The sequence below is a fragment of the Intrasporangium mesophilum genome (assembly GCF_054783095.1).
In genome coordinates this window covers 69,384-93,212 of sequence record NZ_BAAGRF010000004.1, presented here as the reverse complement: position 1 = coordinate 93,212, position 23,829 = coordinate 69,384, and the positions used below count along the sequence as shown (strand labels likewise).

General features: G+C 69.9%; 18 protein-coding genes. 14 read left to right on the top strand and 4 right to left on the bottom strand.

Features of this window, described 5'->3' with window-relative positions; all coding sequences use genetic code 11:
• Positions 1–5 precede the first annotated feature (5 nt).
• The gene (locus tag ACYVLP_RS03830) at positions 6–1,094 is read right to left on the bottom strand and encodes a 6-phosphofructokinase (RefSeq protein WP_452268051.1); all 1,089 of its coding nucleotides are present in this window, start codon (positions 1,092–1,094) and stop codon (positions 6–8) included.
• A 277-nt stretch (positions 1,095–1,371) separates the two neighbouring features.
• Between ACYVLP_RS03830 and ACYVLP_RS03825 the strand changes: the two genes are divergently transcribed.
• From ACYVLP_RS03825 to ACYVLP_RS03780, 10 genes are all read left to right on the top strand, one after another.
• Entirely contained in the window at positions 1,372–2,718 is a 1,347-nt protein-coding gene (locus ACYVLP_RS03825) for a Fic family protein (protein ID WP_460626011.1), read from the top strand.
• A gap of 17 nt (positions 2,719–2,735) precedes the next feature.
• Positions 2,736–3,887 (top strand): histidinol-phosphate transaminase, encoded by a 1,152-nt coding sequence (hisC, locus tag ACYVLP_RS03820; protein ID WP_460626010.1) that lies wholly within the window; start codon positions 2,736–2,738, stop codon positions 3,885–3,887.
• Positions 3,888–3,957: 70 nt separating this feature from the next.
• A complete protein-coding gene (locus tag ACYVLP_RS03815; protein WP_460626009.1) occupies positions 3,958–4,671 on the top strand; it encodes a hypothetical protein in 714 nt (237 codons plus the stop codon).
• Positions 4,668–5,492, top strand: a complete 825-nt coding sequence (locus ACYVLP_RS03810; RefSeq protein ID WP_460626008.1) for a hypothetical protein — start codon at positions 4,668–4,670, stop codon at positions 5,490–5,492. Before ACYVLP_RS03815 ends, ACYVLP_RS03810 begins: the two co-directional genes overlap by 4 nt.
• Positions 5,489–6,274: a hypothetical protein gene (locus tag ACYVLP_RS03805; RefSeq protein ID WP_460626007.1), complete on the top strand. Its 786-nt coding sequence runs from the start codon at positions 5,489–5,491 to the stop codon at positions 6,272–6,274. Before ACYVLP_RS03810 ends, ACYVLP_RS03805 begins: the two co-directional genes overlap by 4 nt.
• 34 nt (positions 6,275–6,308) lie before the next feature.
• Positions 6,309–6,716: a glyoxalase superfamily protein gene (locus ACYVLP_RS03800; protein ID WP_460626006.1), complete on the top strand. Its 408-nt coding sequence runs from the start codon at positions 6,309–6,311 to the stop codon at positions 6,714–6,716.
• A 104-nt stretch (positions 6,717–6,820) separates the two neighbouring features.
• Entirely contained in the window at positions 6,821–8,173 is a 1,353-nt protein-coding gene (locus ACYVLP_RS03795; RefSeq protein ID WP_460626005.1) for an AAA family ATPase, read from the top strand.
• A 215-nt stretch (positions 8,174–8,388) separates the two neighbouring features.
• On the top strand, positions 8,389–9,531 hold the full coding sequence (locus ACYVLP_RS03790; RefSeq protein WP_460626004.1) for a thiamine pyrophosphate-dependent dehydrogenase E1 component subunit alpha: 1,143 nt from the start codon (positions 8,389–8,391) through the stop codon (positions 9,529–9,531).
• Between the two features lies 1 nt (position 9,532).
• Positions 9,533–10,519 (top strand): alpha-ketoacid dehydrogenase subunit beta, encoded by a 987-nt coding sequence (locus ACYVLP_RS03785; RefSeq protein WP_460626003.1) that lies wholly within the window; start codon positions 9,533–9,535, stop codon positions 10,517–10,519.
• An 18-nt stretch (positions 10,520–10,537) separates the two neighbouring features.
• Positions 10,538–12,028 (top strand): dihydrolipoamide acetyltransferase family protein, encoded by a 1,491-nt coding sequence (locus tag ACYVLP_RS03780; protein ID WP_460626002.1) that lies wholly within the window; start codon positions 10,538–10,540, stop codon positions 12,026–12,028.
• A 181-nt stretch (positions 12,029–12,209) separates the two neighbouring features.
• Here the strand turns inward: ACYVLP_RS03780 and ACYVLP_RS03775 are convergent, their stop codons facing one another.
• Together ACYVLP_RS03775 and ACYVLP_RS03770 are read right to left on the bottom strand one after the other, a co-directional pair.
• Positions 12,210–13,031 carry an oxidoreductase gene (locus ACYVLP_RS03775; protein ID WP_460626001.1) on the bottom strand — a complete coding sequence of 274 codons (822 nt, stop codon included), beginning with the start codon at positions 13,029–13,031 and terminating at the stop codon, positions 12,210–12,212.
• Between the two features lie 35 nt (positions 13,032–13,066).
• Complete coding sequence (locus ACYVLP_RS03770; protein WP_460626000.1) at positions 13,067–14,707, bottom strand: MDR family MFS transporter; 1,641 nt, start codon at positions 14,705–14,707, stop codon at positions 13,067–13,069.
• Positions 14,708–14,781: 74 nt separating this feature from the next.
• On the opposite strand from ACYVLP_RS03770, the gene ACYVLP_RS03765 reads away from it, so the two are divergent.
• Positions 14,782–15,390: a TetR family transcriptional regulator gene (locus ACYVLP_RS03765; protein WP_460625999.1), complete on the top strand. Its 609-nt coding sequence runs from the start codon at positions 14,782–14,784 to the stop codon at positions 15,388–15,390.
• 21 nt (positions 15,391–15,411) lie between these two features.
• Here ACYVLP_RS03765 and ACYVLP_RS03760 read toward each other — a convergent pair whose 3' ends face one another.
• Complete coding sequence (locus ACYVLP_RS03760; RefSeq protein WP_460625998.1) at positions 15,412–15,768, bottom strand: helix-turn-helix transcriptional regulator; 357 nt, start codon at positions 15,766–15,768, stop codon at positions 15,412–15,414.
• Between the two features lie 303 nt (positions 15,769–16,071).
• Here ACYVLP_RS03760 and ACYVLP_RS03755 point away from each other — a divergent pair, with 303 nt between their 5' ends.
• From ACYVLP_RS03755 to ACYVLP_RS03745, 3 genes are all read left to right on the top strand, one after another.
• Complete coding sequence (locus ACYVLP_RS03755; RefSeq protein WP_460625997.1) at positions 16,072–20,790, top strand: multicopper oxidase domain-containing protein; 4,719 nt, start codon at positions 16,072–16,074, stop codon at positions 20,788–20,790.
• Between the two features lie 165 nt (positions 20,791–20,955).
• Positions 20,956–22,431, top strand: coding sequence for a hypothetical protein (locus ACYVLP_RS03750; protein WP_460625996.1), 1,476 nt, complete (start codon positions 20,956–20,958; stop codon positions 22,429–22,431).
• A gap of 116 nt (positions 22,432–22,547) precedes the next feature.
• Complete coding sequence (locus ACYVLP_RS03745; protein ID WP_460625995.1) at positions 22,548–23,810, top strand: Nramp family divalent metal transporter; 1,263 nt, start codon at positions 22,548–22,550, stop codon at positions 23,808–23,810.
• The last annotated feature ends 19 nt before the right edge of the window (positions 23,811–23,829 follow it).

Here is a 23,829-nt window from a genome sequence, read left to right as displayed (position 1 = left end):
GGGCGTCAGTGTTCCACGGGGAGCACACCATCCTGGGGCAAGCCTGGATGTTCGTCTCCGGGGATCCGCGGTTGGAACATCTTGTTGAGCCGCAACAGATCCGGGTCGACGACCTTGAGCTGGCCGATCGCCTCGGCGACCGGCACCCGTTCGATCTGGCCGCGCTGCAGGGCGACCATCTGGCCCCACGCTCCGTCGAGCGCCGCCTCGACCGCGGCGACCCCGAACCGCGTGCCGAGCACCCGGTCGAAGGCGACCGGGGAGCCGCCGCGCTGGATGTGGCCGAGTGCCGTCATCCGGCTCTCGATGCCGGTGCGGCCCTGGATCTCGCGGGCGAGGATCGAGCCGATCCCGCCGAGGATCTGGTGGCCGTACTTGTCGACCTCAGGTGTCGGCAGCTCGATCGTGCCGGGTGCCGGGAGCGCACCCTCGGCGACGACGATGATCGTGGCGAACCGGCCCTTCTTGTGCCGGTGCACGATCCGCTCGCAGACGTCGTCGATGTTGAACGGCTCCTCGGGGACGAGGATGATGGCGGCGCCTCCGGCGATGCCCGACCACGCGGCGATGTGCCCGACGTGGCGGCCCATGACCTCCACGACGAGGACGCGGTGGTGCGACTCGGCGGTCGTGTGCAGGCGGTCGATCGCGTCGGTGCAGATCTGCACGGCCGTCTGGAAGCCGAAGGTCATCTCGGTGAGGGAGATGTCGTTGTCGATGGTCTTCGGGACTCCGATGACCGGGAAGCCGTTCTCGTGCAGGCGGTTGACGACGCCCATCGAGCCTTCGCCGCCGATCCCGATGATCGCGTCGAGACCGTGGCGGTCGTACGCCTTGCGCACCCGCTTGAGCCCGTCCTCGTGGGCGAACGGCTGGTCACGGCTGGTGCCGAGGATCGTGCCGCCGAGTGGGAGGATCCCGCGGCAGCGGTCGACGTCGAGGATCTCGTAGTCGTTGTCCATCACGCCGCGCCACGCGTTGCGGAAGCCGATGACGGTGCTGTCGTAGGTGACCTCGGCGGCGCGGGTGGCGCCCCGGATGACGGCGTTGAGGCCGGGACAGTCCCCGCCCCCGGTGAGGATGCCGATGCGCATGGTTGGTCTTTCGGGAAGAGGTGGCTTCGTTTGAGGATGTCGAGGCGGCACTGACGCGACGATGTGAGCCTAACCACACCGCAGGTATGCCGTAAGGCCCACGTCCAGACGCCGGTCAGCTCTCCGAACCGGTCGCGGCTCTGGCCCAGACTCGAGCAGGCTCACCGCTCCTGCTCCCAATGATCACCAAGTTGGCCTTGGAGTTGGAGGTCGTTCGCCGATGGCGGGCGTGGGCGAACTCCAAGTTCTGCAGCAACTTGGAGATAGGTTGGAGTCCGTGAGATCTCCCGACAAGCCACCAGCGCCAGACGCCTCCTTGTGGTCAACAACCAAAGAGTTCGTCGACGCGATGTCGATGGTCCCGGTCGCGACGGACCGCTACCTGCCGTGGGATGAGCTGCAATGGCGACCGCCACCCAACGGCCTCACAGTGGAGCAGTGGTGGACGGCCACCAGGATTCAGCGGGCGGCAGTCGGTCGCCGGTTGCCGTTCGAAGACTCCGGCGGTCGCCCCTTCACCTATGCGATGCCTGACGAGATGCTTAAGCTGATCGAGCGAATCGGCACTCGCGCCGGGGGGCATATCGGCATGTCCGAGCCGGTCACCAACCCGGCCACGCGCGATCGATATGTCGTGCGATCCCTGATGGAGGAGGCCATCACCTCCAGTCAGCTGGAAGGCGCTACCACCACCAGGCGGGTCGCCAAGGAGATGCTTCGAGAAGGAAGGGCCCCGCGCACCAAGAGCGAGCGCATGATCTGGAACAACTATCGCGCGATGGAGTTTGTGCGAGACCGCCGCGACCAGGTCCTGACGCCTGAGATGGTGAAGGAACTGCATTTCGCTGTAACAGAAGGCACCTCGGACGACCCGGCAGACGGTGGTCGGCTTCAACGGCCCGGTGAGGAGCGCGTCCGGGTCGAGTCGTTCGACGGCCAAGTCGCCCACGTGCCTCCACCCGCGGAGCAGCTCGAGGCCCGCCTGGCAGCCTTGTGCGCGTTCGCCAACGGCGGGCCCGAGGGATCCACTTGGGTTCCAGCCCTCGTCAGGGCGGTCGTGATCCACTTCATGGTCGGATATGACCACTACTTCGTGGACGGGAACGGGCGTGTCGCGCGAGCGTTGTTCTACTGGTCGGTGTTGCGCCAAGGTCTCTGGCTGTCGGAGTTCGTCGCCATCTCGCCCTTGCTCAAGGCGGCACCAGTCAAGTACATGCGTGCATACCTCAATACTGAGTACGACGCCGGCGACACCACCTACTTCGTCCTTTACCAGCTAGGCGTCCTAGACCGGGCCTTCGATGACCTTGAGTCCTATCTGGAGGAGCGCATCGAGGAAACGCAGAGCATGAAGGAGCTGGTCGCGGGGCTGGCACACGCGGTGAACCACCGACAGCTCGCGATCCTCGAGGCGGGTCTGCGCGATCCGCACGCGACCTTCACGGCGGTCACCCACGCCAGAAGCCATCGGGTTTCTGGGGAGACGGCACGACAGGACCTTCAAGGTCTTGAGGCCCAGGGGCTACTTGAACTGGGCAAAGTCGGTCGTGCGCATGTCTGGTACCCGGTGGCCGACTTGCGATCCCGGCTCGGTCAGACCAGGCCAGGGGGCCGTCGAACCTGACGCCATAGAGTGGCGCCATGAGCGAGGAAGCTGCAGCACCCGTCCCGTCGGCGAGCATCACCGTCGGCACGACGCCCGGGGCGACCCCCAGCGCGACGGGCGCGGTGCGCCTGCGCGAGGTGCTCTCACGGATGCCCGACTACAAGCCCGGCAAGCCGGCGTCGGCACCCGCGGGCGTGACCGCATACAAGCTCTCCTCGAACGAGAACCCGTACGGCCCGCTGCCCTCGGTGGTGGCCGCGATCAGCGAGGGTGCCGCGACGGTCAACCGCTACCCCGACATGGCGGTCACGGCCCTGACCGAGCGGCTGGCCAAGGCGCTCGACGTCCCCGCAGAGTGCCTCGCGACCGGGACCGGGTCGGTCGCGGTGCTGGCGCAGATCGTCAACGCCGCCTGCGACGCGGGTGACGAGGTGGTCTTCGCGTGGCGGTCGTTCGAGGCGTACCCCATCGTCACCCAGCTGGCCGGCGCGAACCCCGTCATGGTCGGGCTCGACGAGCAGGCGCGGCACCGGCTCGACGCGATGGCCGCGGCGGTCAACGACCGGACCCGCGTCGTGCTCGTCTGCACGCCGAACAACCCGACCGGCCCCTGCGTCCACCAGGACGAGCTGGAGGCCTTCCTCGATCGCGTGCCGAGCGATGTCATCGTCGTCGTCGACGAGGCCTACGTCGAGTTCGTCCGCGACCCCGAGGCGGTCCGTGGCCTCGAGGTGTGGCGGGACCGCCCGAACGTCGTGGTCCTGCGCACCTTCTCCAAGGCGTACGGCCTCGCCGGCCTGCGCGTCGGGTATGCCGTCGCGCACCCTGATGTCGCCGCCGCGATCCGCAAGACGGCCACGCCGTTCGGCGTCAACTCGCTCGCCCAGATCGCCGCGATCGCCTCCCTCGATGCGTTCGACGAGCTCAAGGAGCGCGTGGACTCCCTTGTCGCAGAGCGCGACCGGATCGCGCAGGCACTGGCGGACCAGGGGTGGAAGCTGCCCCGGTCCGACGCGAACTTCGTCTGGTTCCCGCTCGGCACGGACTCCACCGCCTTCGCGCGGGCCTGTGAGGAGGCTGGGCTCATGGTCCGGCAGTACGGCGACGACGGGGTCCGCGTGACGATCGGCGAGGTCGAGGCCAACTCCCGGCTGCTCGAGGTGGCCCGGAGCTTCGGCGCTCGCTGACGATGGCGTGACAATGGTCTGAGCCGCGCACGGCACGCCGGATGCCGCCAGCGGCGTCAGGAGGTCACCGATGGGGCTGCAACGGCAGAGGGTGGTCGGTGCGTCGGTCGCGCTGTTGGGCGTGCTGCTGGCCGTGCCCTCGGTCTTCGCTCCGACGTGGCACCTGACGAACTCCGACCGCGAGCGAGGGGCGCTGCTGTCCGAGCTGTGGGGATGGAGCTGGGGCCGGTCGCGGCTCGTCGCGGCCGGCGGCGTCGAGCTCGAGGACCTCTGGAACCCGCTGGGCCTTGCCGTCCTCGTCGCGCTGCTCCTCGTCGCCCTCGCGGCCGTCGTGGTCTGGGTGCGGGGGCCCGCCTGGGCGCTGCTCGCGGGGCCGGTCGGGGTCGCGCTGCTCGCGGGTCGGCTGCTCACGACCACCGCAGACCGAGCCGGACGCGACGTGCGCGAGGACGTCTACTCCGGCTCCGGGCTGACGATTCTCACTGACACGCCGAGGGCGGGGGTGCTCGAGACCGCCGCAGCGGTCGTGCTTCTGGTTGCCTTGGCAGCTATGGCATACACGCTGCTCAGTGGGGACCTGACCGGCGGCGCGCCGTGGGACGGGGCGCTCTCGTGGGCACGGCGGCATACGCCCTCTGAGGCGGGCGGTGTCACGGATGGACCAGGCCCCGGGGATGGCTCTCGCGTGACGGTCAGCCTGCGTCCGGCGGGCGAACATCTGTCCGCAAAACCGGTCGCCTTCGGCGACCCCGGCGACCCCGGCGACGAGGAGACGCGAGGATGACCGTCCACCCGAGCCCGTTGGCCCAGCCGGTCGTGTCACCCTGGCGCGAGCTGCGCAGCCGTGTCCCGGTCCTTCGGGGGCGGCTGGTCGGCACGGTCGCCGGTCTCGTCGGCATCGCGCTCGCCGTGCCGCTGATCTTCCTGCCGACCTACAGCGTCAGCGTTCCCGGGGGGAACCCCGGCTCGAACTTTCCGCAGTTCCAGCAGTCGTTCTGGAGCTGGGGGCGGATCGCCGACACGACCCCGGGCGTGGACCCGCAGTTCGACTACCGCAACGACGCCGCCCTCGTCTTCTTCATCGCGTCCCTGGTGATCGGGGTCGTCGCGTGCGTGCTGTATGCCGTCCGGCGCGGTCCGGACGGACGGATCCTCGGTGCCGTCGGCGTCGCCTGGGTCGCCGCCCAGGTGATCTCCGACTTCGTGCGCCGCCTCGGTGAGGCGTCCGCATCCTTCTACGGCAACGGCGACTTCCATTTCGAGGTGTATCTCGGTGGGCAGCTGCAGGTCGCGGCCGTGGCCTTGCTCGCCGTGGCCGTGGGGGCGATCGCGTGGCGCCCGCTCGTCGCGCTGGCCAGGGCGGCATGGGCCCGGGCGGGGTGGGCGCGGGCGGCGTGGGCCTGGGTGGTCAGACTCGCGCGCCGCTCCGCCGAGCGCGCGAAGGTCGACGAGCAGGAGCCGGAGGGGCCGCCACCCCGGGTCGGCGTTGCGACGATCCGTGACGCGCGTCCGACGTACGACCAGCCTGGCTGGCGCTCCACCGAGGGCGTCGGCTTCAGCGACGACCCGTCCTCCGACCCGGACCGGTTCCGGCCACCGCGATGAGCGCGCGCACGCCCGGCCCGACCCGCGGGCAGGCAGGTCGCGGGCTGCGGTGGACCTCCTCTCGGGGGAGGTTGGTCACCGGTGGGATCGGCGCGCTCGGGATCCTCTGCGCCGCGACGACGACGATCTGGCCGACGCGGATCGAGGCGGTGCGCACTCCGGAGGTCGGTGGCGTCACGCAGGGCTTCGAGCACCGCATCTGGTCGTGGGGGCGCGAGGCCGTCTACTCCTCCGATGGTGTCCAGTTCGACGCCTACTCCGGGCCCACGCCGACCCTGTCACTCGTCGTCCTGGTGGTCGTGCTGGTGCTCGGCGCGGCCGGGGTCGCAGCCTGGCTCTTGCTTCCCGACCACCGCGGTGGGCTGCTCGGCGCGGCCGGAGTCGCCCTGACCACCGCCGCCATCGTCGAGTCCGTGGCGGCGCGCCTGGCCATCGACGACCGGCGACTCGGCCTCGAGCCGGGCCTTGTCGTGGTCACGCCCGTGGCCGGCTGGCTGGAGTATGCCGCCGCCCTCCTTCTTGCGGTGGCGCTCGCGCTCATGCTGGTCCTGGAGCTGCTGCCGCAGGCGCTGCCGAAGCTGGCCGAGGCGCCGGCTCGACTGGTGCGGGGACTGGCCCAGGGATCGGGCCGGGAAGCAGCCGGGGACGACGCAGACGGGACTCGGCGGGTGGCGGTGATCAGGGACGTGCCGCCCTCGGACGACGCGGCCGCCCAAGGGTCTTCGGGGCCTGCGGGCTCCGAGGCCGACGCAGTCGGCTTCTCTGACAACGTCGCCGAGTGACCCCGGTGTCGGTGCCACGCTCTAGCGTTGCTCCATGGACATGAAGCTCGAGCTGGTTGGGGTGCCCGTGACGGATGTCGACCGGGCCAAGGAGTTCTACGCCGACAAGGTCGGGTTCGACGTCGACCACGACTACACGGTCAGCGAGGAGATCAGGTTCGTGCAGCTGACGCCGCCGGGGTCGGCCTGCTCGATCGCGATCGGCAAGGGGCTCACGCAGATGGCGCCGGGCGGCCTAGACAACCTGCAGATGGTGGTCGCTGACGCAGACGCCGTCCGCGCCGAGCTCGTAGGTCGGGGCGTGGACGCATCCGAGGTCGACGAGCAGCCGTGGGGGCGTTTCGTCTATTTCTCGGACCCCGACGGCAACCGCTGGTCGCTGCAGGAGCTCCCGGCGTGGTCGCGCGGAGCCGGAGGCGACGGGGTCGACCCGAACGCCTGACGCGAGGCGACGGCGCAGCTGGAGCCGGGGAGCTGCCATCGCCGAGCTGGCGAGGCGCTGGCAGGTCACTCCGGAGTGTCGGCGCCACGGCATACGGTCTCGCCATGCTGACCGCTGTCGCCGTCTCGGGCTACCGCTCGCTCCGTGACGTCGTCGTCCCGTTGCACGGTCTGGACGTCGTCACCGGCGCCAACGGCAGCGGGAAGTCGAGCCTCTACCGGGCCCTGCGGCTGCTCGCCGGGTGCGGCCGGGGCGAGGTCATCGGCACGCTGGCCCGCGAGGGCGGTCTGCAGTCCGCGCTCTGGGCGGGTCCGGCGACGCTCGGCGGTGCCCGGCGCGGTCACGCTGTCCAGGGGACGATGCGCAAGGGTCCGATCAGCCTCATGCTCGGGTTCGCCTCGGACGACTTCGGCTATCTCATCGACCTCGGACTCCCGCAACAGGCGTCGGGGATGGACGGGGCGACCGCCTCCGCGTTCCTGCGCGACCCGGAGATCAAACGTGAGGTGGTCTGGGCCGGCCCGGTCATGCGCCCCGGCTCGGTGTTGGTGCGCCGCCGCTGGAGCGTGGTCCAGAGCCGGACCACGCCGGGCTCCGACGACGGCTGGGGGTCCGACTGGGGCTCCGACGACGAGTGGGAGTCGGACCCGGTGGACCCTCCGTCGGGGCGCGCGCGAGCATCGGCCGGCGGCGCCGCGACGGCGCGGGGGAGCCGGAGCCGTGGCTGGGTCGAGCTGACCCGGTCCCTGCGCCCGTGGGAGAGCATGTTGACCGAGCTGGCCGACCCCGAGCGCGCACCCGAGCTGCTGCGGGTGCGGCGGATGATCCGGGGCTGGCGGTTCTACGACTCGTTCCGCGCCGACGCCGACGCGCCCGCTCGCCAGGCCCAGGTCGGCACGCGCACCCCGGTGCTCGCCGACGACGGCCGTGACCTCGCTGCCGCGCTGCAGACCATCCGTGAGAACGGCCGCACCCGTCTGGACGCCGCTGTCGCCGATGCCTTCGACGGGGCGATCCTCGATGTCACGGTCACTGACGGCCGGTTCGACCTCGCCCTGCACCAGCCGGGCATGCTGCGGCCGCTGTCGAGTGCCGAGCTGTCGGACGGGACGCTGCGCTACCTGCTCCTGGTCGCCGCCCTGCTCACCGTGGATCCGCCGCCTCTGCTCGTGCTCAACGAGCCAGAGACGTCGCTGCACCCTGAGCTGCTCCCACCGCTCGCCCGGCTGATCCGCTCGGCCGCGGAACGCAGCCAGGTCATGGTCGTGTCGCACTCCTCGGCGCTCGTCAGCGAGCTCGGGCTCCTCGATGGCGACGACCCGGACGTCGACGAGGCGGACGTCGGGCTCGGGTCGGCCGCCCGCTCGATCCTGCTGGTCAAGGACCTCGGCGAGACCTTCGTCGAGGGGCAGGGCCTGCTGACGACGCCGCCCTGGACCTGGGGCACCCGGCGCTGACGTGTGCGCGGCATCTGCCCAGGTCAGCCGGGCTGTGCGTGCCGGGGTGCGGTCCGCATTGTGAGATTCGCAGGGGCCTCCGGTAAGTTCCGTGACGAGGACCCGCATGTGTCAGCCGTCACCTCGGCGGACGCGTGTGACACAGCCGTCGGGCGGGTGATCCCCGCGCGCGGCCCGAAACAAGGCCGGACCCCACCCCGGCGAAGGAGCGCCCAGTGAGCGACAAGGTTGTCGCCGAGCTGCACGAGCCGACCCCTGCGGTCGGCGACGGCGGCCCGGACATGATCCAGCTGCTGACCCCAGAAGGTCAGCGTGTGTCCCACCCCGACTACGACAAGTACGTCGCGGACCTGACCAAGGACGACCTGCGGAGCTTCTACCGCGACCTCGTCCTCATCCGCCGTCTCGACGCCGAGGGCTACGCGCTGCAGCGTCAGGGCGAGCTGGGCCTCTGGCCGAGCCTGCTCGGGCAGGAGGCCGCTCAGGTCGGCTCGGGCCGTGCGCTGCGGCCGCACGACTTCGTCTTCCCCACCTACCGCGAGCACGGCGTGGGCTTCGTGCGCGGCATGGACCCGCAGAGCTCGCTCCAGCTCTTCCGTGGTGTCAGCCAGGGCGGCTGGGACCCGAAGACGAACAACTTCCACCTCTACACGATCGTCATCGGCGCCCAGGCACTGCACGCGATGGGCGTGAAGATGGACGGCAACGTCGGCACCGGCGACCCCGACCGCGACACCGCGGTCATCTGCTACTTCGGTGACGGCGCCTCCTCGCAGGGCGATGTCAACGAGGCGTTCGTCTACTCGGCCAGCTTCGATGCTCCGGTCGTCTTCTTCTGCCAGAACAACCAGTGGGCGATCTCCGAGCCGGTGTCCAAGCAGACCCGCATCCCGCTCTACCAGCGGGCGAACGGCTTCGGCTTCAAGGGAGTCCGCGTCGACGGCAATGACATCCTCGCGACCTATGCCGTGACGAAGCACAGCCTCGACGAGGCGCGCAACGGCAACGGCCCCCTGCTCATCGAGGCCTACACCTACCGCATGGGTGCGCACACCACGGCGGACGACCCGACGAAGTACCGCATCTCGGCCGAGGTCGAGGAGTGGAAGTTCCGCGACCCGATCCTGCGGCTCAAGACCTACCTCGCGCACGAGGGCATGGCCGACGACGCGTTCTTCGCGAGCGTCGACCAGGAGGCCGACGTCTTCGCGGCGGAGCTGCGCGCCGGCTGTATCTCCATGGAGACCATGCCGGGCGAGACGATGTGGGACCACATCTACGCCGAGGACCACCCCGTGATGGAGGCCGAGCGAGCCGCGTTCATGGCCTACAAGGCCAGCTTCGAGGAGGCGAACTGACATGGCGCTCGAGAAGGTGACGCTCGGCAAGAGCATCAACAACGGCCTGCGTCGCGCCATGGAGCGCGACGACAAGGTGGTCCTCATCGGTGAGGACATCGGCAAGCTCGGCGGCGTCTTCCGCATCACCGAGGGCCTGCAGAAGGACTTCGGCGAGGACCGCGTCCTCGACTCTCCGCTCGCCGAGTCCGGCATCGTCGGCACGGCGGTCGGCATGGCGCTGCGCGGCTACCGTCCGGTCTGCGAGATCCAGTTCGACGGCTTCGTCTACCCGGCCTTCGACCAGATCGTCTGCCAGGTCGCCAAGATGCGCGCCCGCTCGCTCGGCGCGATCAAGCTCCCGATGGTGATCCGGATCCCGTTCGGCGGCGGCATCGGCAGCCCCGAGCACCACTCCGAGAGCCCGGAGGCATACTTCGCCCACACCGCGGGCCTGCGCACGATCTCGTGCTCGAACCCCGAGGACGCCTACTGGATGATCCAGCGGGCCATCGAGTGTGACGACCCGGTCATGTTCTTCGAGCCGAAGCGCCGCTACCACGACCGCGCCGAGTACGACACCGACGCGGCTGCGGCCCCGCGGGGCCTGTTCGAGGCCAACGTGCTTCGTGAGGGCACCGACGTGACGCTGCTCGGCTACGGGCCTGTCGTCAAGACCATGCTCGAGTCGGCGGCCGCGGCCGAGGCCGAGGGCACGAGCATCGAGGTCATCGACCTGCGCTCCCTCTCGCCGCTGCCCATCGACACGGTCGTCCGGTCGGTCAAGAAGACGGGCCGCCTCGTCGTCGTCCACGAGGCGAGCAGCTTCCTCGGGATGGCCTCGGAGATCTCCGCCCAGGTCACGGAGCAGTGCTTCTACGACCTCGAGGCGCCAGTCGTGCGCGTCAACGGCGCGAACATCCCGTACCCCCCGAGCCGGATGGAGGAGGACTTCCTCCCCGACCTCGACCGCATCCTCGACGGCGTCGACCGCGCCCTGGCCTACTGACGAAAGGGGCACAGGCACATGGCAATTCGCACCTTCAACCTGCCCGACCCTGGTGAGGGTCTCGTCGAGGCCGAGATCGTCGAGTGGCGGGTCGCCCCCGGCGACACCGTCAAGGTCAACGACATGGTCCTCGAGATCGAGACGGCCAAGTCGCTCGTCGAGCTGCCCATCCCGTGGGCCGGCACCGTCAAGGAGCTGCTCGTCGAGGTCGGCCAGACCGTCGACGTCGGGATGCCGATCATCAAGATCGACGATGGCCTCGGCGGCGACGAGGCCCCTGCGGCGCCGGCGGCCGATGCCGCCGCCGCGCCCGAGCAGGAGGCGATCCTCGTCGGCTACGGCGCCAAGGCCGGCGCGACCGCGCGTCGCCCGAGGCGCAGGGCCGAGGAGGCCGGGGCGGGACCCGTTGCGGCGGCGGCTCCGGTCACCACCGCCGCGGCGCCGGACCTGTCCGCGCCGACCGAGACCGAGCAGGTGGCGCAGGCTGAGTCCGCGCCGGAGCAGACGGCCCCGCTGGCGCACCACGCCGCGGCACCTGCCACGACCGAGCAGCGCGAGGGCGGGCGGCCGCGAGCCAAGCCCCCGGTGCGCAAGCTCGCCAAGGACCTCGGCGTCGATCTCTGGTCCGTGCAGGGATCCGGCGCCGACGGCATCATCACCCGCGAGGACGTCCAGGTCCACGCAGTGGGCGGCACCGACGGCGCGGCAGCGGGCGTCACCGCCGCGGCGCCGAGCGTGACCGCCGAAGCCGGCCGGACGGCTCCATCTCCTGCTGCGGCCTTCGGGTCGGGACCGCGCGAGGAGCGGATCCCGATCAAGGGCGTCCGCAAGATGACGGCCCAGGCGATGGTGGGGTCGGCGTTCACGGCCCCCCACGTGACCGAGTGGGTCACCGTCGATGTGACCAAGACGGTGGAGCTCGTCGAGCAGCTGAAGCGCGACCGCGAGTTCCGTGACGTCAAGGTCACGCCGCTGCTGGTCCTCGCCAAGGCGCTCGTGCTCGCGATCAAGCGCAACCCCGGGATGAACGCGACCTGGGACGAGGCGGCCCAGGAGATCGTCCAGAAGAACTACGTCAACCTCGGCATCGCGGCTGCGACCCCCCGTGGGCTGATCGTCCCGAACATCAAGGACGCGCACGCCCTGTCGATGCTCGACCTCGCGCGTGCGATCGGCGAGCTGACGGCGACTGCCCGCGAGGGTCGGACGCAGCCGGCTGAGATGTCCGGCGGCACGATGACGATCACCAATGTCGGCGTCTTCGGCGTCGACAGTGGGACCCCGATCATCAACCCGGGTGAGTCGGCGATCGTGTGCTTCGGCGCCATCCGCAAGCAGCCGTGGGTCATCACTGACGCGGACGGCAACGACGAGATCGCGATCCGGCAGGTGACGCAGCTCGCCGTGAGCTTCGACCACCGGCTCATCGACGGCGAGCTCGGCAGCAGGTTCCTGTCCGACCTCGCCTCGATCATGGCGGACCCGAGCCGAGGCCTCGTCTGGGGCTGACCCCGCCTCACCCCGCATGCCTCCGCCCGACCCCGCTTCACACCGCAACACACCGAGCAGTCACAAACTCTGACGGTAACAACCGCAGAAGTTTGCGACTGCTCGGTGTGTTGCTTTGGGCCGCGGCGTTCCTCGAGCGCGGGACGTCGGGCGGACCGACGGAGGTGGCGCCGCCAGGGCGTCAGTCCTTGTACATCTGGCGGACGACGAAGTCCATCGCGCGGTCGGGTAGCAGCTTGCGCGCCGTGACGATGGGCCGCGCCAATCGCCCGGCGGGGTAGCGCGCGGCCGGGTTCGCCGCCTCGAGCGCCTTGAGGACCTTCTCGGCCACGGCCTCCGGGCCCGAGCTCATCCGTGGCGTGTCGACGCGCTCGAACTGAGCGGCCATCTTGCGTGCCTTGTCCTCGTAGACCGTTCCGACGGACTGCTCGACGAGGCTGTCGCGGGCGATCGCGTTCCACTCCGACAGGATCGGCCCGGGCTCGATGATGACGACGTCGATCCCGAACGGCGCAAGCTCGAGCCGCAAGCTGTCGCTGAACCCTTCGACGGCGAACTTCGTCGCGTGGTACCACGCCCCGAGCGGCTCGTAGAACTTGCCGCCGATGCTGGAGATGTTGACGATCGTGCCGGACCGTTGGGTGCGCATGTGTGGCGTGGCGAGCTGGGTCAACCGGGCGAGCCCGAAGACGTTGACCTCGAACTGGCGGCGGGCCTCGTCGATCGGCACCGTCTCGACCGCACCGTAGGACCCGTAGCCGGCGTTGTTGACGAGGGCGTCGATGCGCCCCTCCTCCTCGATGACCCGGTCGACGCCGGCGACCATCGAGGCGTCGTCGGTGACGTCCATCGCGAACGTCCTGACCCCGCGGGACGCGAGGCCGGTCATCCGCTCGACCCGTCGCGCGACGGCATACACGGTCCACCCGGTCGCGACGAGATGGCTGGCGATGGACGCGCCGATGCCCGAGGACGCGCCGGTGACGAGAGCAACCTTTGTCATGGCGCCACGGTATGCCGCCTCGGTCGGCCCGTGCGTCAGCGCACGGCGACCAGCGCGTCGTCCGACCGCGACTCGGTGGCGGCCTGCTCTCGGACGGTCTCGTCGGACGTGTTGACGCTGTCGCGCAGCGGCACCTCCTTGATGAAGAGCACCGCAAGCAGGGCCAGGGCGAACGGCACCAGACCCCAGACGAAGACCGAGTGGAGCGAGTCGGCCAGCCCCTGCTGGACGGCCGTGGCGATCTGCGGCGGCAGCTGCGACAGGGCCGACGGGTCGAGCACCGAGCCAGCGCTGACCTCCTGGCCGGACGCGGCCATCTGGGCCGCGACCTGCTGCGGCAGGTGCCCGGCGATGTTCGCGGCGAGGCCGCTGGTCATGATCGTGCCGAAGACGGCCGTGCCCACGGTCGAGCCGACGTTGCGGAAGAACTGCGTCGAGGCCGTCGCGACTCCGAGGTCCTTGCGCTGCGAGGAGTTCTGGATGATCAGGGTGAAGACCTGCAGCGCCATGCCCAGGCCGATGCCGAAGACGATCATGGCCATGGTGAGCTCGGTCTGGCTCGAGCCGTAGTGCAGCTGCGTGAGCAGCCAGAACCCGACGCCCATGATGAGGACGCCCGCGACGGTCTGCAGCTTGTACCGGCCGGTGCGCGTGATGACCAGGCCCGACACGATCGAGAGGCCGATCATCGCCACCGACATCGGCATGAGGATGAGGCCGGAGTTGGTCGCCGACGCGCCGAGGACGCCCTGCGCATAGACCGGTAGGTAGATCATCGCGCCGAACATCATCACCGAGACCATGAACGCCGCGAAGTTCGACAGCGTGAACAGCGAGCTGCGGAAGAGGCGCAGCGGCAGGACCGGCTCGACCGCACGCCGCTCGACGACGATGAACGCGACGAGCGCGACGATGCCTGCGGCATACATCGTGACGACCTGCCACGAGCCCCACGCGAGCGTTGTGCCACCGAGCGAGGTCGGCACGAGCAGCAGGATCAGCGACAGGGACAGCAGCGCGACCCCGGCGCGGTCGATGACCGTCTCACGCGGGGTGTGCTGGAGGTGGAGGAACCTGCTGATGCCGAAATAGGCGGCGACGCCGACGGGCAGCGAGATGAAGAACAGCCAGCGCCAGCCGAAGTGGTCGGTGACGAAGCCGCCGACGAGCGGGCCGAGGATCGAGGAGAGCCCGAAGACACCACCCATGAGGCCCTGGTACTTGCCCCGCTGACGCGGCGGGATGATGTCGCCGATGATCGTCTGCGACAGCGGCATGAGCGTGCCCATGCCGATGCCCTGGATCGCGCGGGCGGCGATGAGCCACCAGAAGTTCTGTGCGAAGCCGGACAGGACCGAGCCGGCCATGAACACGACGAGGCCGCCGAGGTAGAAGCTGCGCCGGCCGTAGAGGTCGCTCATCTTGCCGACGATCGGCACGGTGATGGCGCTGACGAGCATCGCGGCGGTCGCGAGCCACGAGTAGTGGTCCATCCCGCCGAGCTCGGCGACGATGCGCGGCATGGCCGGCCCGACGATCGTCTGGCTGATCGCCGCGACGAGCATGCCGAGCATGAGCGCGATGAAGATGTTGCGGGTCGCCCGGTCGAGGCCGGTGTGGACCGGCTTCTCGGTGTCGGGCCCGTCGGTCTGGACCCCTGCTGAAGTCTGTGGCATATCAATGAGAGTACGGCAAAGATGCAGTCTCTGCAAAATTGCAGTCGATGCACCATCGGTGGCACCATGGAGGCATGAGCACCGCCACACCGTCCGAGGAGTCGACCGGGCTGCGCGAGCGCAAGAAGCGCGAGACGCGCCGCGCCATCAACCTGGCCGCCCTCGACCTCGTCGAGGAGAAGGGCTTCTCGGCCGTCACGACCGAGGAGATCGCCTCGCGCGCGGGCGTGAGCCCGCGCACCTTCTTCAACTACTTCCCCTCCAAGGAAGCAGCCGTCATCGGCGCCACGGCCGAGCAGCTCGAGTCGTATGCCGCCGCGCTGGAGACGCCGGTCGCGGGCGAGACCCCGGTCGCCACGCTGCGCCGGATCCTGGCCGGCATGCTCGCGCCCGAGTCGTTCGACCGCGAGCTGCGGGCCAAGCGACGCAGAGTCCTGCTCGGTGAGCCCTCCCTCGCCCCTGCCCTCGTCGGCAACAACATCCGCATCGAGAACGCCCTCACGGCGGCGCTCGAGCGGCGCCTCGGCCTCAGGCCGGGGGTCTCTCTCGAGCCGCGGCTCACCGTGGCCGTCGCGATCGCCGCGGTGCGCGCGTGCATCGAGCACCAGCAGGCGGGCGGCTCGGGCCGGCTCGAGTCCAACATCGACAAAGCCTTCGACCTCGTCGGCGCCGGGCTGAGCTGACCGGCCCTCGACGGATCCGGCTCAGATGCGGAGCTGGCTGACGGGGCTCTCCCCGACGCCGTCGAACATCCAGGCCGCCTCCAGGTCTGACGTCTCCTGCGACGACATGACCAGGTCGACGAACTCGCCGACCGTCACTCCGGACTCGACCGGGTGGCGGAACCGGGTCTCGCGGAGCACTACATAGCGGTTTCGCCGGCCCTGCCGGTACCGCTGGATCACCTGCCCCGCCTCGAGGTCGGCCACGATCTGCTGCACGCAGCGCTCGGTGATGCCGACCCGTGCCGCGACGTCCTTGAGCAGCATGCCGGGGTCCTCGGCCAGACAGATCACCACATGGCCGTGGTTCGAGACGAAGGTCCATCCGTCTCTCTTCACGCTTCCAGCCTAATGCTGCGGTGATGCCCTGGCGGCATGATCTCCGACACACACGAACATGACTCGCAATTCAGTCATGACGGGCCTTCCGGTCGGGCCTGAATTGCCCCCGGGCGAACAATTGAGAATCCGCGGAACAGTTCCGGCGCTTTGACGCTGACGAATCGCGAATCCCTTTTCGCGCAACAGGTTTCGTGTGATGAATCTTTCAGCAACCATGGTGGGTGTTCTATTTCCGTGCCTAGCATCGAGGAATCGTCGGAATAGACGAGAGCAATTTCACACAGAGGCAGGGAAGCCACAATGTCACGCTCGACCGATCGCAAATGGCTGGTGACGCTCACCGCCGGCGCCGCGATGGTGATGGCACTGTCCGGGCAGGCCGCGGTGCTACCCGCGGGACCCGCCGCCGCGGCACCGCCCACCAGCGCCACCGACGCGGCCAAGGTGCCGCACTACTTCGGGCCCTGGCCCAACTGGGCCAACAGCCCGCTCACCCTCCCGACCGCCGCCGTAACGATCTCGGACGGTGGCGCCGGAACCGGTGCCACCGCAGCTGCCCAGGTCGACCCGGTGACGGGTGGGATCAGCAGCATCGACGTCACGGCTCCGGGCCACGACTACACGTCGCCGACCGTGACCATCAGTGCGCCCAGCCAGTCCGGCGGCGTGCAGGCCGTGGCGACCGCGACGGTCAAGCAGAGCGGTGCCGTGGTGGCGCTCTCCGTCACGGCTGCCGGCGCCGGCTACGCGGGACTCCAGGCGACCGTCACCGGCGACGGCGCCGGCGCGACGGCCCTTGCCTCGGGCGGCGTCGACGCGGTGGCCGTCACCGACGGCGGCGCCGGGTACACCATGCCGACGGTCCTGTTCGACCTGCCCGACGACCCGAACGGCACGCGGGCCACTGGCCACGTCGAGCCTGCGGATCTCGTCGGTGGCGTGGTGCAGAAGGTGACCGTCGACGATCCCGGCACCGGCTACACCGCCGCTCCCGGCCTCCGCATCCTCGACGGCACGCTGTCGGACCCGATCACCGGCTCGACGCCGGCCTCCGCGACGAGCACCCTCAAGCTCGTCGGGCTGTCCGTCGGCAGCGCTGGCACCGGGTACACCACGGCGGCGGTGTCGGTCACCGACCCTACCGGGACCGGTAACGGCGCGGCCGGAACCGCGACGACCGACGTCGGCTCCATCCAGTCGGTCACCGTGACCGAACCGGGGAGCGGCTACCTCACCGCGGGGATGAAGAAGTTCCAGGATGCCCTTCCGGTCACATGCAACCCCGGCGCCACCGGCGCGGGCTGCCCGAACGTGCCCCAGGCCGCGGGAGTCGACGCGACGACCGGGCCTGGTGCCAAGTTCATCCCGCTCGCGGTGCCCGAGAAGAAGACGTACAACGGCAGTGAGGCCGACGAGTACGTGATCGGCCTGGTGCAGTACCGGACGAAGTTCTCCTCAGACCTGCCCGCCACCCTGGTCCGCGGTTACGTCCAGCTCTCAACGACAGCGGTGCCCGGCCAGCAGGTCGCCCTCTTCAACGAGCTGCAGAACGGCGACAAGCAGCAGATCTCCGGGTACACCGGCGTCACCGCGCCCCAGTGGCTCGGCCCGATCATCGCGGCCACCAAGGACCGGCCGGTCCGGATCGTCTTCCGCAACCTGCTGCCCAAGGGAGCCGACGGCGACCTGTTCCTGCCCACCGACTCCACGATGATGGGCTCGGGCATGGTGCCGATGACCATGGCCGCCCCGACCGACGCGGGCACCGTCACCGACGCCGTGCGCAACCCGGAGTGCACCCAGGAGCCGAAGGGCGCCGGGTGCTTCAAGGACAACCGGGCGACCCTTCACCTGCACGGTGGCACGACCCCCTGGATCAGCGACGGCACGCCGCACCAGTGGATCACGCCAGCGGGTGAGACCACGACCTGGCCCCAGGGCGTCATCGTGCAGAACGTGCCCGACATGCTGTCCGACCCGGCGAACCCCACGTCGCCGGCCCTCTGCGCCCCCGCCGACGACGGCTGCTCGACGTTCTACTACACGAACCAGCAGAGCGCGCGGCTGATGTTCTACCACGACCACTCGTGGGGCATCACGCGGCTCAACGTCTACGCGGGAGAGGCCGCCGGGTACACCATCACCGACAACACCGAGAAGGCGCTCGTCAACGCAGGGCTCATCCCGGCCGCCGAGGACACCCTGCCGCTCATCGTCCAGGACCGGACCTTCGTGCCCGGGCCCGAGCAGCTGAAGGACAGCGCTGCCAAGGACGCCCGCGGCAACCCCGTGACCTATGGCCAGGACCCGACGTGGGACGAGGCGCGTTGGGGCACCAAGGGCAGCTTCTGGTACCACCACGTGTACATGCCCGCGCAGAACCCCGGCGACCCGTCGGGCATGAGCGGCTACGGCCGCTGGATGTACGGGCCGTGGTTCTGGCCGCCGGCTGCGGGCACCACGTACGGCCCCATCGCGAACCCGTACTACGACCCGAGCTGCAACCTCGACGACCCGTCGACCTGGCAGTACGACACCGATCCATACTGTGAGCCGGAGCAGATCCCGGGCACGCCGAACATCTCGGCGGGGATGGAGCAGTTCAACGACACGCCGATCGTCAACGGCGTCGCCTACCCGACCGTCACGCTCCAGCCGCAGTCCTACCGGATGCGCCTGCTCAATGCCGCCAACGACCGCTTCTTCAACTTCCAGTGGTACACGGCGGACCCGGATGCCGCGAACGGCAACGGGCAGAGCGAGGTCAAGCTCAACCCCACCGAGCTCGCGGCTGCACAGCTCGACCCGGTCATCTCGCCGACCCCGGCGGATGCCAACAACGACGCGGCCGGACCCGACTGGGTCCAGATCGCGAGCGAGGGCGGCTTCCTGCCGGCTCCGGCCGTCATCGACGGGCAGCAGCCGACGACCTGGATCACCGACCCGACCCGTTTCGACGTCGGCAACGTGGACAAGCACTCGCTGCTGCTGGCCCCGGCAGAGCGCGCGGACGTTGTCGTCGACTTCTCGAAGTTCGCGGGCAAGACGCTGATCCTGTACAACGACGCGCCCGCCGCCTTCCCGGCTCGCGTGCCGTCGTACGACTACTACACCGGAGGCCCGGACCTCAGCCCCACCGGGGCGCCGACGGTCCTGCCGGGCTACGGCCCGAACACCCGCACCGTCATGCAGGTCAAGATCGCCGCAGCGACACCGGCCAAGGCCTTCAACGTGACCGCGCTCGCCAACGCCTTCAAGCACCAGGCGAACGGGTCAGGCGTGTTCGAGTCCGGCCAGCACCCTGTCATCGTCGGCCAGGCGGCATACAACTCGGCATACGGCACGAGCTTCGCGTCGAGCAGCAACTGCAACGTCGGGACCGCCACGGTGACTCGATGTGACGGCCTGGTGCGAGTCAACGACACGACGAGCTTCGGCTTCAACACGCTGGCTACTCCCAACGCCAAGATGTCGATGCCGTTGCAGCCCAAGGCAATTCACGACGAGATGAACTCCTCGACCTTCGACGAGTTCGGCCGGATGCAGGCGAACCTCGGTGTCGAGGCACAACCTCCGTCGCCGGGCGCGCAGAACGTCACCCTCTACCCGTACGTCAACCCGCCGACCGAGCTCATCGACGGCAGCAAGCTGCCGCCCGCCGATGTCAGGGTCACCCCGATCACGGACGCCAAGGACGGGACGCAGATCTGGCGGTTCACCCACAACGGCGTGGACACGCACCCGATCCACTTCCACCTCTACGACGTGCAGGTCCTCAACCGCGTGACGTGGGACAACATCGTCATCCCGCCCGACGCCAACGAGCTGGGCTGGAAGGACACTGTCCGGATGAGCCCGCTCGAGGACACCATCGTCGCGCTGCGTCCCGTGATCCCGCAGGTGCCCTTCGAGGTGCCGAACGCGGTGCGGCCGCTCAACCCGATGATGCCGGCGGGCTCGACGGTCGGCTTCAACAACGTCGACCCCCAGGGCAACCCTGTCGGTGATGTGGTCAACGAGCTCGTCAACTTCGGCTGGGAGTACGTGTTCCACTGCCACATCCTCAGCCACGAGGAGATGGACATGATGCGGCCCGAGGCGGTGGCGCTGCCGCCGAGGACGGTCACGTGGCCGGCGAACGGTGCAGCGGTGGTCACCGGCACCGGGAACAACCGGAAGATCACCCTGACGTGGAACGACAACTCGATCACGGAGACGTCCTTCCTCGTGCAGCGCACGACCGACGGGACGACATGGTCCGACGTCGGCAGCGTGCAGTCGCCCCTGGCGGCCGCGAACGTCCATCAGCAGCGGACGCTCACGGACCAGTCGTCGAATGCCACGACGCCGTACCTCTACCGGGTCGTCGCGCAGAACACCGTCGGCTACGGGTCGGGCTTCCCGACCATGACGGCGAGCTCGACGTCGGCCACTCTCGGTGTGAACCAGCCGGCGGCCCCGACGAACCTCACCGCCACCGTGCAGGCGGGCCCACAGGTCTCGCTGACGTGGCGCGACAACGCGACGAACGAGTCCGGCTTCGTCGTGGAACGCTCGGTCAACGGTGGCGGCTTCACCCAGCTGGCCACGCCGCCCGCTCGCACCAACACGGGCAACGTGACGATCGTCGACAACACGGTGTCGCTGGGCAGCTCCTACGCGTACCGGGTGAGCGCGGTCAACGTCGCCGGGCGCTCTGCGGCCAGCAACACCGCGACCGCGGAAGTCCTGCTCCCGGGCCGGCCGACCATCACGAGCGGCTCGGCTGTCCGGGCCGGTAGCAATGAGCGGGTGACCGTCGGCTGGGGTGACGTCGCCAACGAGACGGGCTACGTCGTGCAGTGGAGCACGTCCAGCACGTTCGCGACCGTCGCGGGTCAGTCGGCCACCCTCGCCGCCAACACGACGACGTACACGACGGGCAACATCGCGAGGCAGCCGTGGTTCTTCCGAGTGCGCGCGGTGAACGCCGTGGGCTCGGTCGACTCGGCACCCTTCGCGGTGGCAGCGGCTCCCTGAGCCTGAGGCGCGATGAGTGCGGTCCCACCGGTCTCGGTCAGCCGGGCCGGTGGGACCGTCCGTCGAACCGAGGTGACCACTCGACCCACCTACACGGTCGAGTGGTCCCTTCCGTACGCCCCCCAAGCCGCACCGAAGTGACCACCCGACGGGCAGGATGACCCCATGAGCGACGCCCAGTCACAGCGCGGAGTGGTCTTCCCCGTCGACCCGGCGGCCGGCCGGCGCAGCACGACGGCGACGGGCCGGGCGGTCGTCGCCGACGCGCTGCGTGCCACCGACCCGGTCGGCGCGGCGTCGGCCGAGCGCGAGACGAACTGGCGGCAGGGCTACCTTCCGCACTTCCGCCGCCTCGTCGAGGCCGGCCTCACCAGCGACGAGGCCGCCCTGACGGTCGCGCGGGACGGGCTCGCCTCGCTCCACGAGCGGATGCGCTGGGCCGGTCCCGACGGTGACGAGCCGCTGGGGTCCGCCTTCACCCAACCGGCCGACGGAGCCGACCCGCTCGGGTCCGAGACGATCCGTGGCGAGGGCGCCCCGGACCGGACGCTGTCCGTGCCGTATGCCGGCGAGCGCGTCTCCGGGGACGCGCTCCGTCGGCGCCTGGCACAGTGGGTCGACGCGGGCGCGGTCGAGCCGACGTGCGCCGAGGCGGTCGAGCAGGTCATCGACAATCCCGACTGGCTGGACCTGTCGGACCGCACCGTCGTCGTCCTCGGTGCGGCGGCGGAGATGGGCCCGCTCCGGTCGCTGCTTCGCTGGGGCGCCGACATCGCCGCCGTGGACCTCCCGCGGAAAGACTTGTGGGACAGGCTGATCGGTGACACGCGTCACCTTGCCGGGTCGTTCACTGTGCCGGTGCGCACGGGTGGAGGGACGACCGCGGCCCGTGCCGGGGGAGACCTCGTCCACGACCTCGACGCCGTCGCCCGGTGGGTGGCCGAGATCGAGGGCCCGATCGCGATCGGCAACTACGTCTACGCCGATGGCGAGACCAACGTCCGCGTGTCCATGGCCGTGGACGCGCTGACCCGGCACGTCGTCGAGAGCAAGGGCCGCGATGACGTGGCCCTGGCGTTCCTGGCGACCCCGACCGACGTGTTCGCCGTCCCCGGTGCCGCCGTCGAGCGGTCGGTGCGCAGCTACGACGAGCGACGCACGTCGAAGGTGCTCCGGGTGCCGCTGCGAACCGTGAGCGGCGGTCGACTCCTGCGGCGCAACTACGTACCGGGCCAGGACCCAGGCATCAACGACAGCGTCGTCCTGCAGCAGGGACCCAACTACCTGCTCGCCAAGCGGCTCCAGCGGTGGCGGGCGACGGCATACCGCGCGGAGGGCGGCCTCGTCTCGCTCAAGGTGGCGCCGCCCACGCGCACCCGCTCGGTCGTGAAGAACCGGGCGCTGGCGGCCGCGTACGCCGGTGCCCACCGTTTCGGGATCGAGGTCTTCGAGCCCGGCACCGCGAACACGCTCATGGCCGCGCTGCTCGTCCACGACCTGCGCACCGGCTCGCCCAGCCAGCCGCACCCGTGGCAGGACGAGGCGTATGCCGCCGCGCACGGTGGACTGTGGACCGCGGCCTACGACCCGCGGAGCGCACTCGGCATCGCCGCGCTGCTCGGGTTCGCCGCGGCACGCTGACCACCGCCGCGCCAGGTCCTCCCGCACAGCCGCCGCCGGCCCGACGAGTGAGGGACTTGTCTCTATCCGAGACAGGCGGTTGGACTGGCAGGGGTCGAGGCATGATGCTGTCTCCCATGGAAGAGCGAGTCGCCGAGCGACGCCCCCGACTGGTCGACAACCGGTCGCCGGAGCACGGGCTCGGCGGGACCTTCAGCGCACCGCGCACACTCGTGCCGGCGCTGCTCGCGGCCATCGCGTATGTCGACCCCGGCAACTTCGGGGTGAACATCACCTCCGGCGCCGAGCACGGCTACTCCCTGATCTGGGTGGTCGTCTTCGCGAGCTGCTCGGCCATGGTGATCCAGTACCTCGCGGCCAAGCTCGGCATGGTCACCGGGATGAGCCTGGCCGAGCACAGTGCCCTGCGGTTCCCCGGCGTCGGACGTGTGCTGCTCTGGGCGCAGGCCGAGATCGTCGTCATCATGACCGACCTCGCCGAGATCGTCGGCGGCGCGATCGCGCTCTACCTGCTGTTCGGGCTGCCGCTGATGTGGGGCGCCCTCGTCGTGACGGGCTTCAGCCTCGTCGTGCTCTACCTCAAGGTCCACGGGCGGAGCCACTTCGAGTCGGTCGTGCTCGTGCTGCTCGCCGTCATCATCGCGTCCCTGGTGTGGCAGGTGTGGATCGCCGACGTCGACCGGGCTGCGCTGCTGCGCTCGGTCGTCCCCGGCCCGCTCGACTCCTCGGCGGCGCTGCTCGCGGTCGGGATCGTCGGTGCGACCGTCATGCCGCACGCGCTGCACTTCCACTCGGCCGCCTCACGGGCGCGCGACGACGGCACCGTCGAGCCGTCGCAGGACGAGCGCCTGCGCCTCGGACGGCATACGGTCCGGTCGGTCGTCATCGCCATGAGCGTGGCCGGCGTCGCCAACGTGAGCCTCGTGGTGTTCTCGGCGGCGCTGCCGTCCGAGGCCGGGGCGAGCATCGAGTCGGCGTATGCCGCTCTCGCCGCCAGTGCGGGACAGATCGCGGCGACGATGCTTGCCGTCGCGCTGCTCGCCTCGGGGCTGGCGGCGACCCTGGTCGGCGTGCAGACCGGCGATGTCGTCATGACCGGCTTCGGGCGCAAGCCGATCCCGGCGCTGCTGCGGCGCATGCTCGCGGTGATCCCGGCCCTGGTCATCCTCGGGCTCGGGGTCGAGCCGACCAGCGCCCTGGTGTGGAGCCAGGTGGTCCTGTCGTTCGCCCTGCCGGGGACCCTCATCCCACTGCTGCTGTTCACCCACGACCGCCGACTCATGGGCCGCCTCGCGAACCATCGCCTGACCACCGTCACGGCAGGTCTGATCACGGCCGTCATCGTGGGCCTCTGCGGCTACCTCGTCATCGCCGGCTGACGTTCGGGTGGAGCCGGCG

Excerpts from the sequence above, each read along its gene's own strand:
- ACYVLP_RS03830 (WP_452268051.1), bottom strand. The coding sequence starts at position 1,094 with ATGCGCATCGGCATCCTCACCGGGGGCGGGGACTGTCCCGGCCTCAAC.
- hisC (WP_460626010.1), top strand. The coding sequence starts at position 2,736 with ATGAGCGAGGAAGCTGCAGCACCCGTCCCGTCGGCGAGCATCACCGTC.
- ACYVLP_RS03815 (WP_460626009.1), top strand. The coding sequence starts at position 3,958 with ATGGGGCTGCAACGGCAGAGGGTGGTCGGTGCGTCGGTCGCGCTGTTG.
- ACYVLP_RS03810 (WP_460626008.1), top strand. The coding sequence starts at position 4,668 with ATGACCGTCCACCCGAGCCCGTTGGCCCAGCCGGTCGTGTCACCCTGG.
- ACYVLP_RS03805 (WP_460626007.1), top strand. The coding sequence starts at position 5,489 with ATGAGCGCGCGCACGCCCGGCCCGACCCGCGGGCAGGCAGGTCGCGGG.
- ACYVLP_RS03800 (WP_460626006.1), top strand. The coding sequence starts at position 6,309 with ATGGACATGAAGCTCGAGCTGGTTGGGGTGCCCGTGACGGATGTCGAC.
- ACYVLP_RS03795 (WP_460626005.1), top strand. The coding sequence starts at position 6,821 with ATGCTGACCGCTGTCGCCGTCTCGGGCTACCGCTCGCTCCGTGACGTC.
- ACYVLP_RS03785 (WP_460626003.1), top strand. The coding sequence starts at position 9,533 with ATGGCGCTCGAGAAGGTGACGCTCGGCAAGAGCATCAACAACGGCCTG.
- ACYVLP_RS03780 (WP_460626002.1), top strand. The coding sequence starts at position 10,538 with ATGGCAATTCGCACCTTCAACCTGCCCGACCCTGGTGAGGGTCTCGTC.
- ACYVLP_RS03775 (WP_460626001.1), bottom strand. The coding sequence starts at position 13,031 with ATGACAAAGGTTGCTCTCGTCACCGGCGCGTCCTCGGGCATCGGCGCG.
- ACYVLP_RS03770 (WP_460626000.1), bottom strand. The coding sequence starts at position 14,707 with ATGCCACAGACTTCAGCAGGGGTCCAGACCGACGGGCCCGACACCGAG.
- ACYVLP_RS03765 (WP_460625999.1), top strand. The coding sequence starts at position 14,782 with ATGAGCACCGCCACACCGTCCGAGGAGTCGACCGGGCTGCGCGAGCGC.
- ACYVLP_RS03755 (WP_460625997.1), top strand. The coding sequence starts at position 16,072 with ATGTCACGCTCGACCGATCGCAAATGGCTGGTGACGCTCACCGCCGGC.
- ACYVLP_RS03750 (WP_460625996.1), top strand. The coding sequence starts at position 20,956 with ATGAGCGACGCCCAGTCACAGCGCGGAGTGGTCTTCCCCGTCGACCCG.
- ACYVLP_RS03745 (WP_460625995.1), top strand. The coding sequence starts at position 22,548 with ATGGAAGAGCGAGTCGCCGAGCGACGCCCCCGACTGGTCGACAACCGG.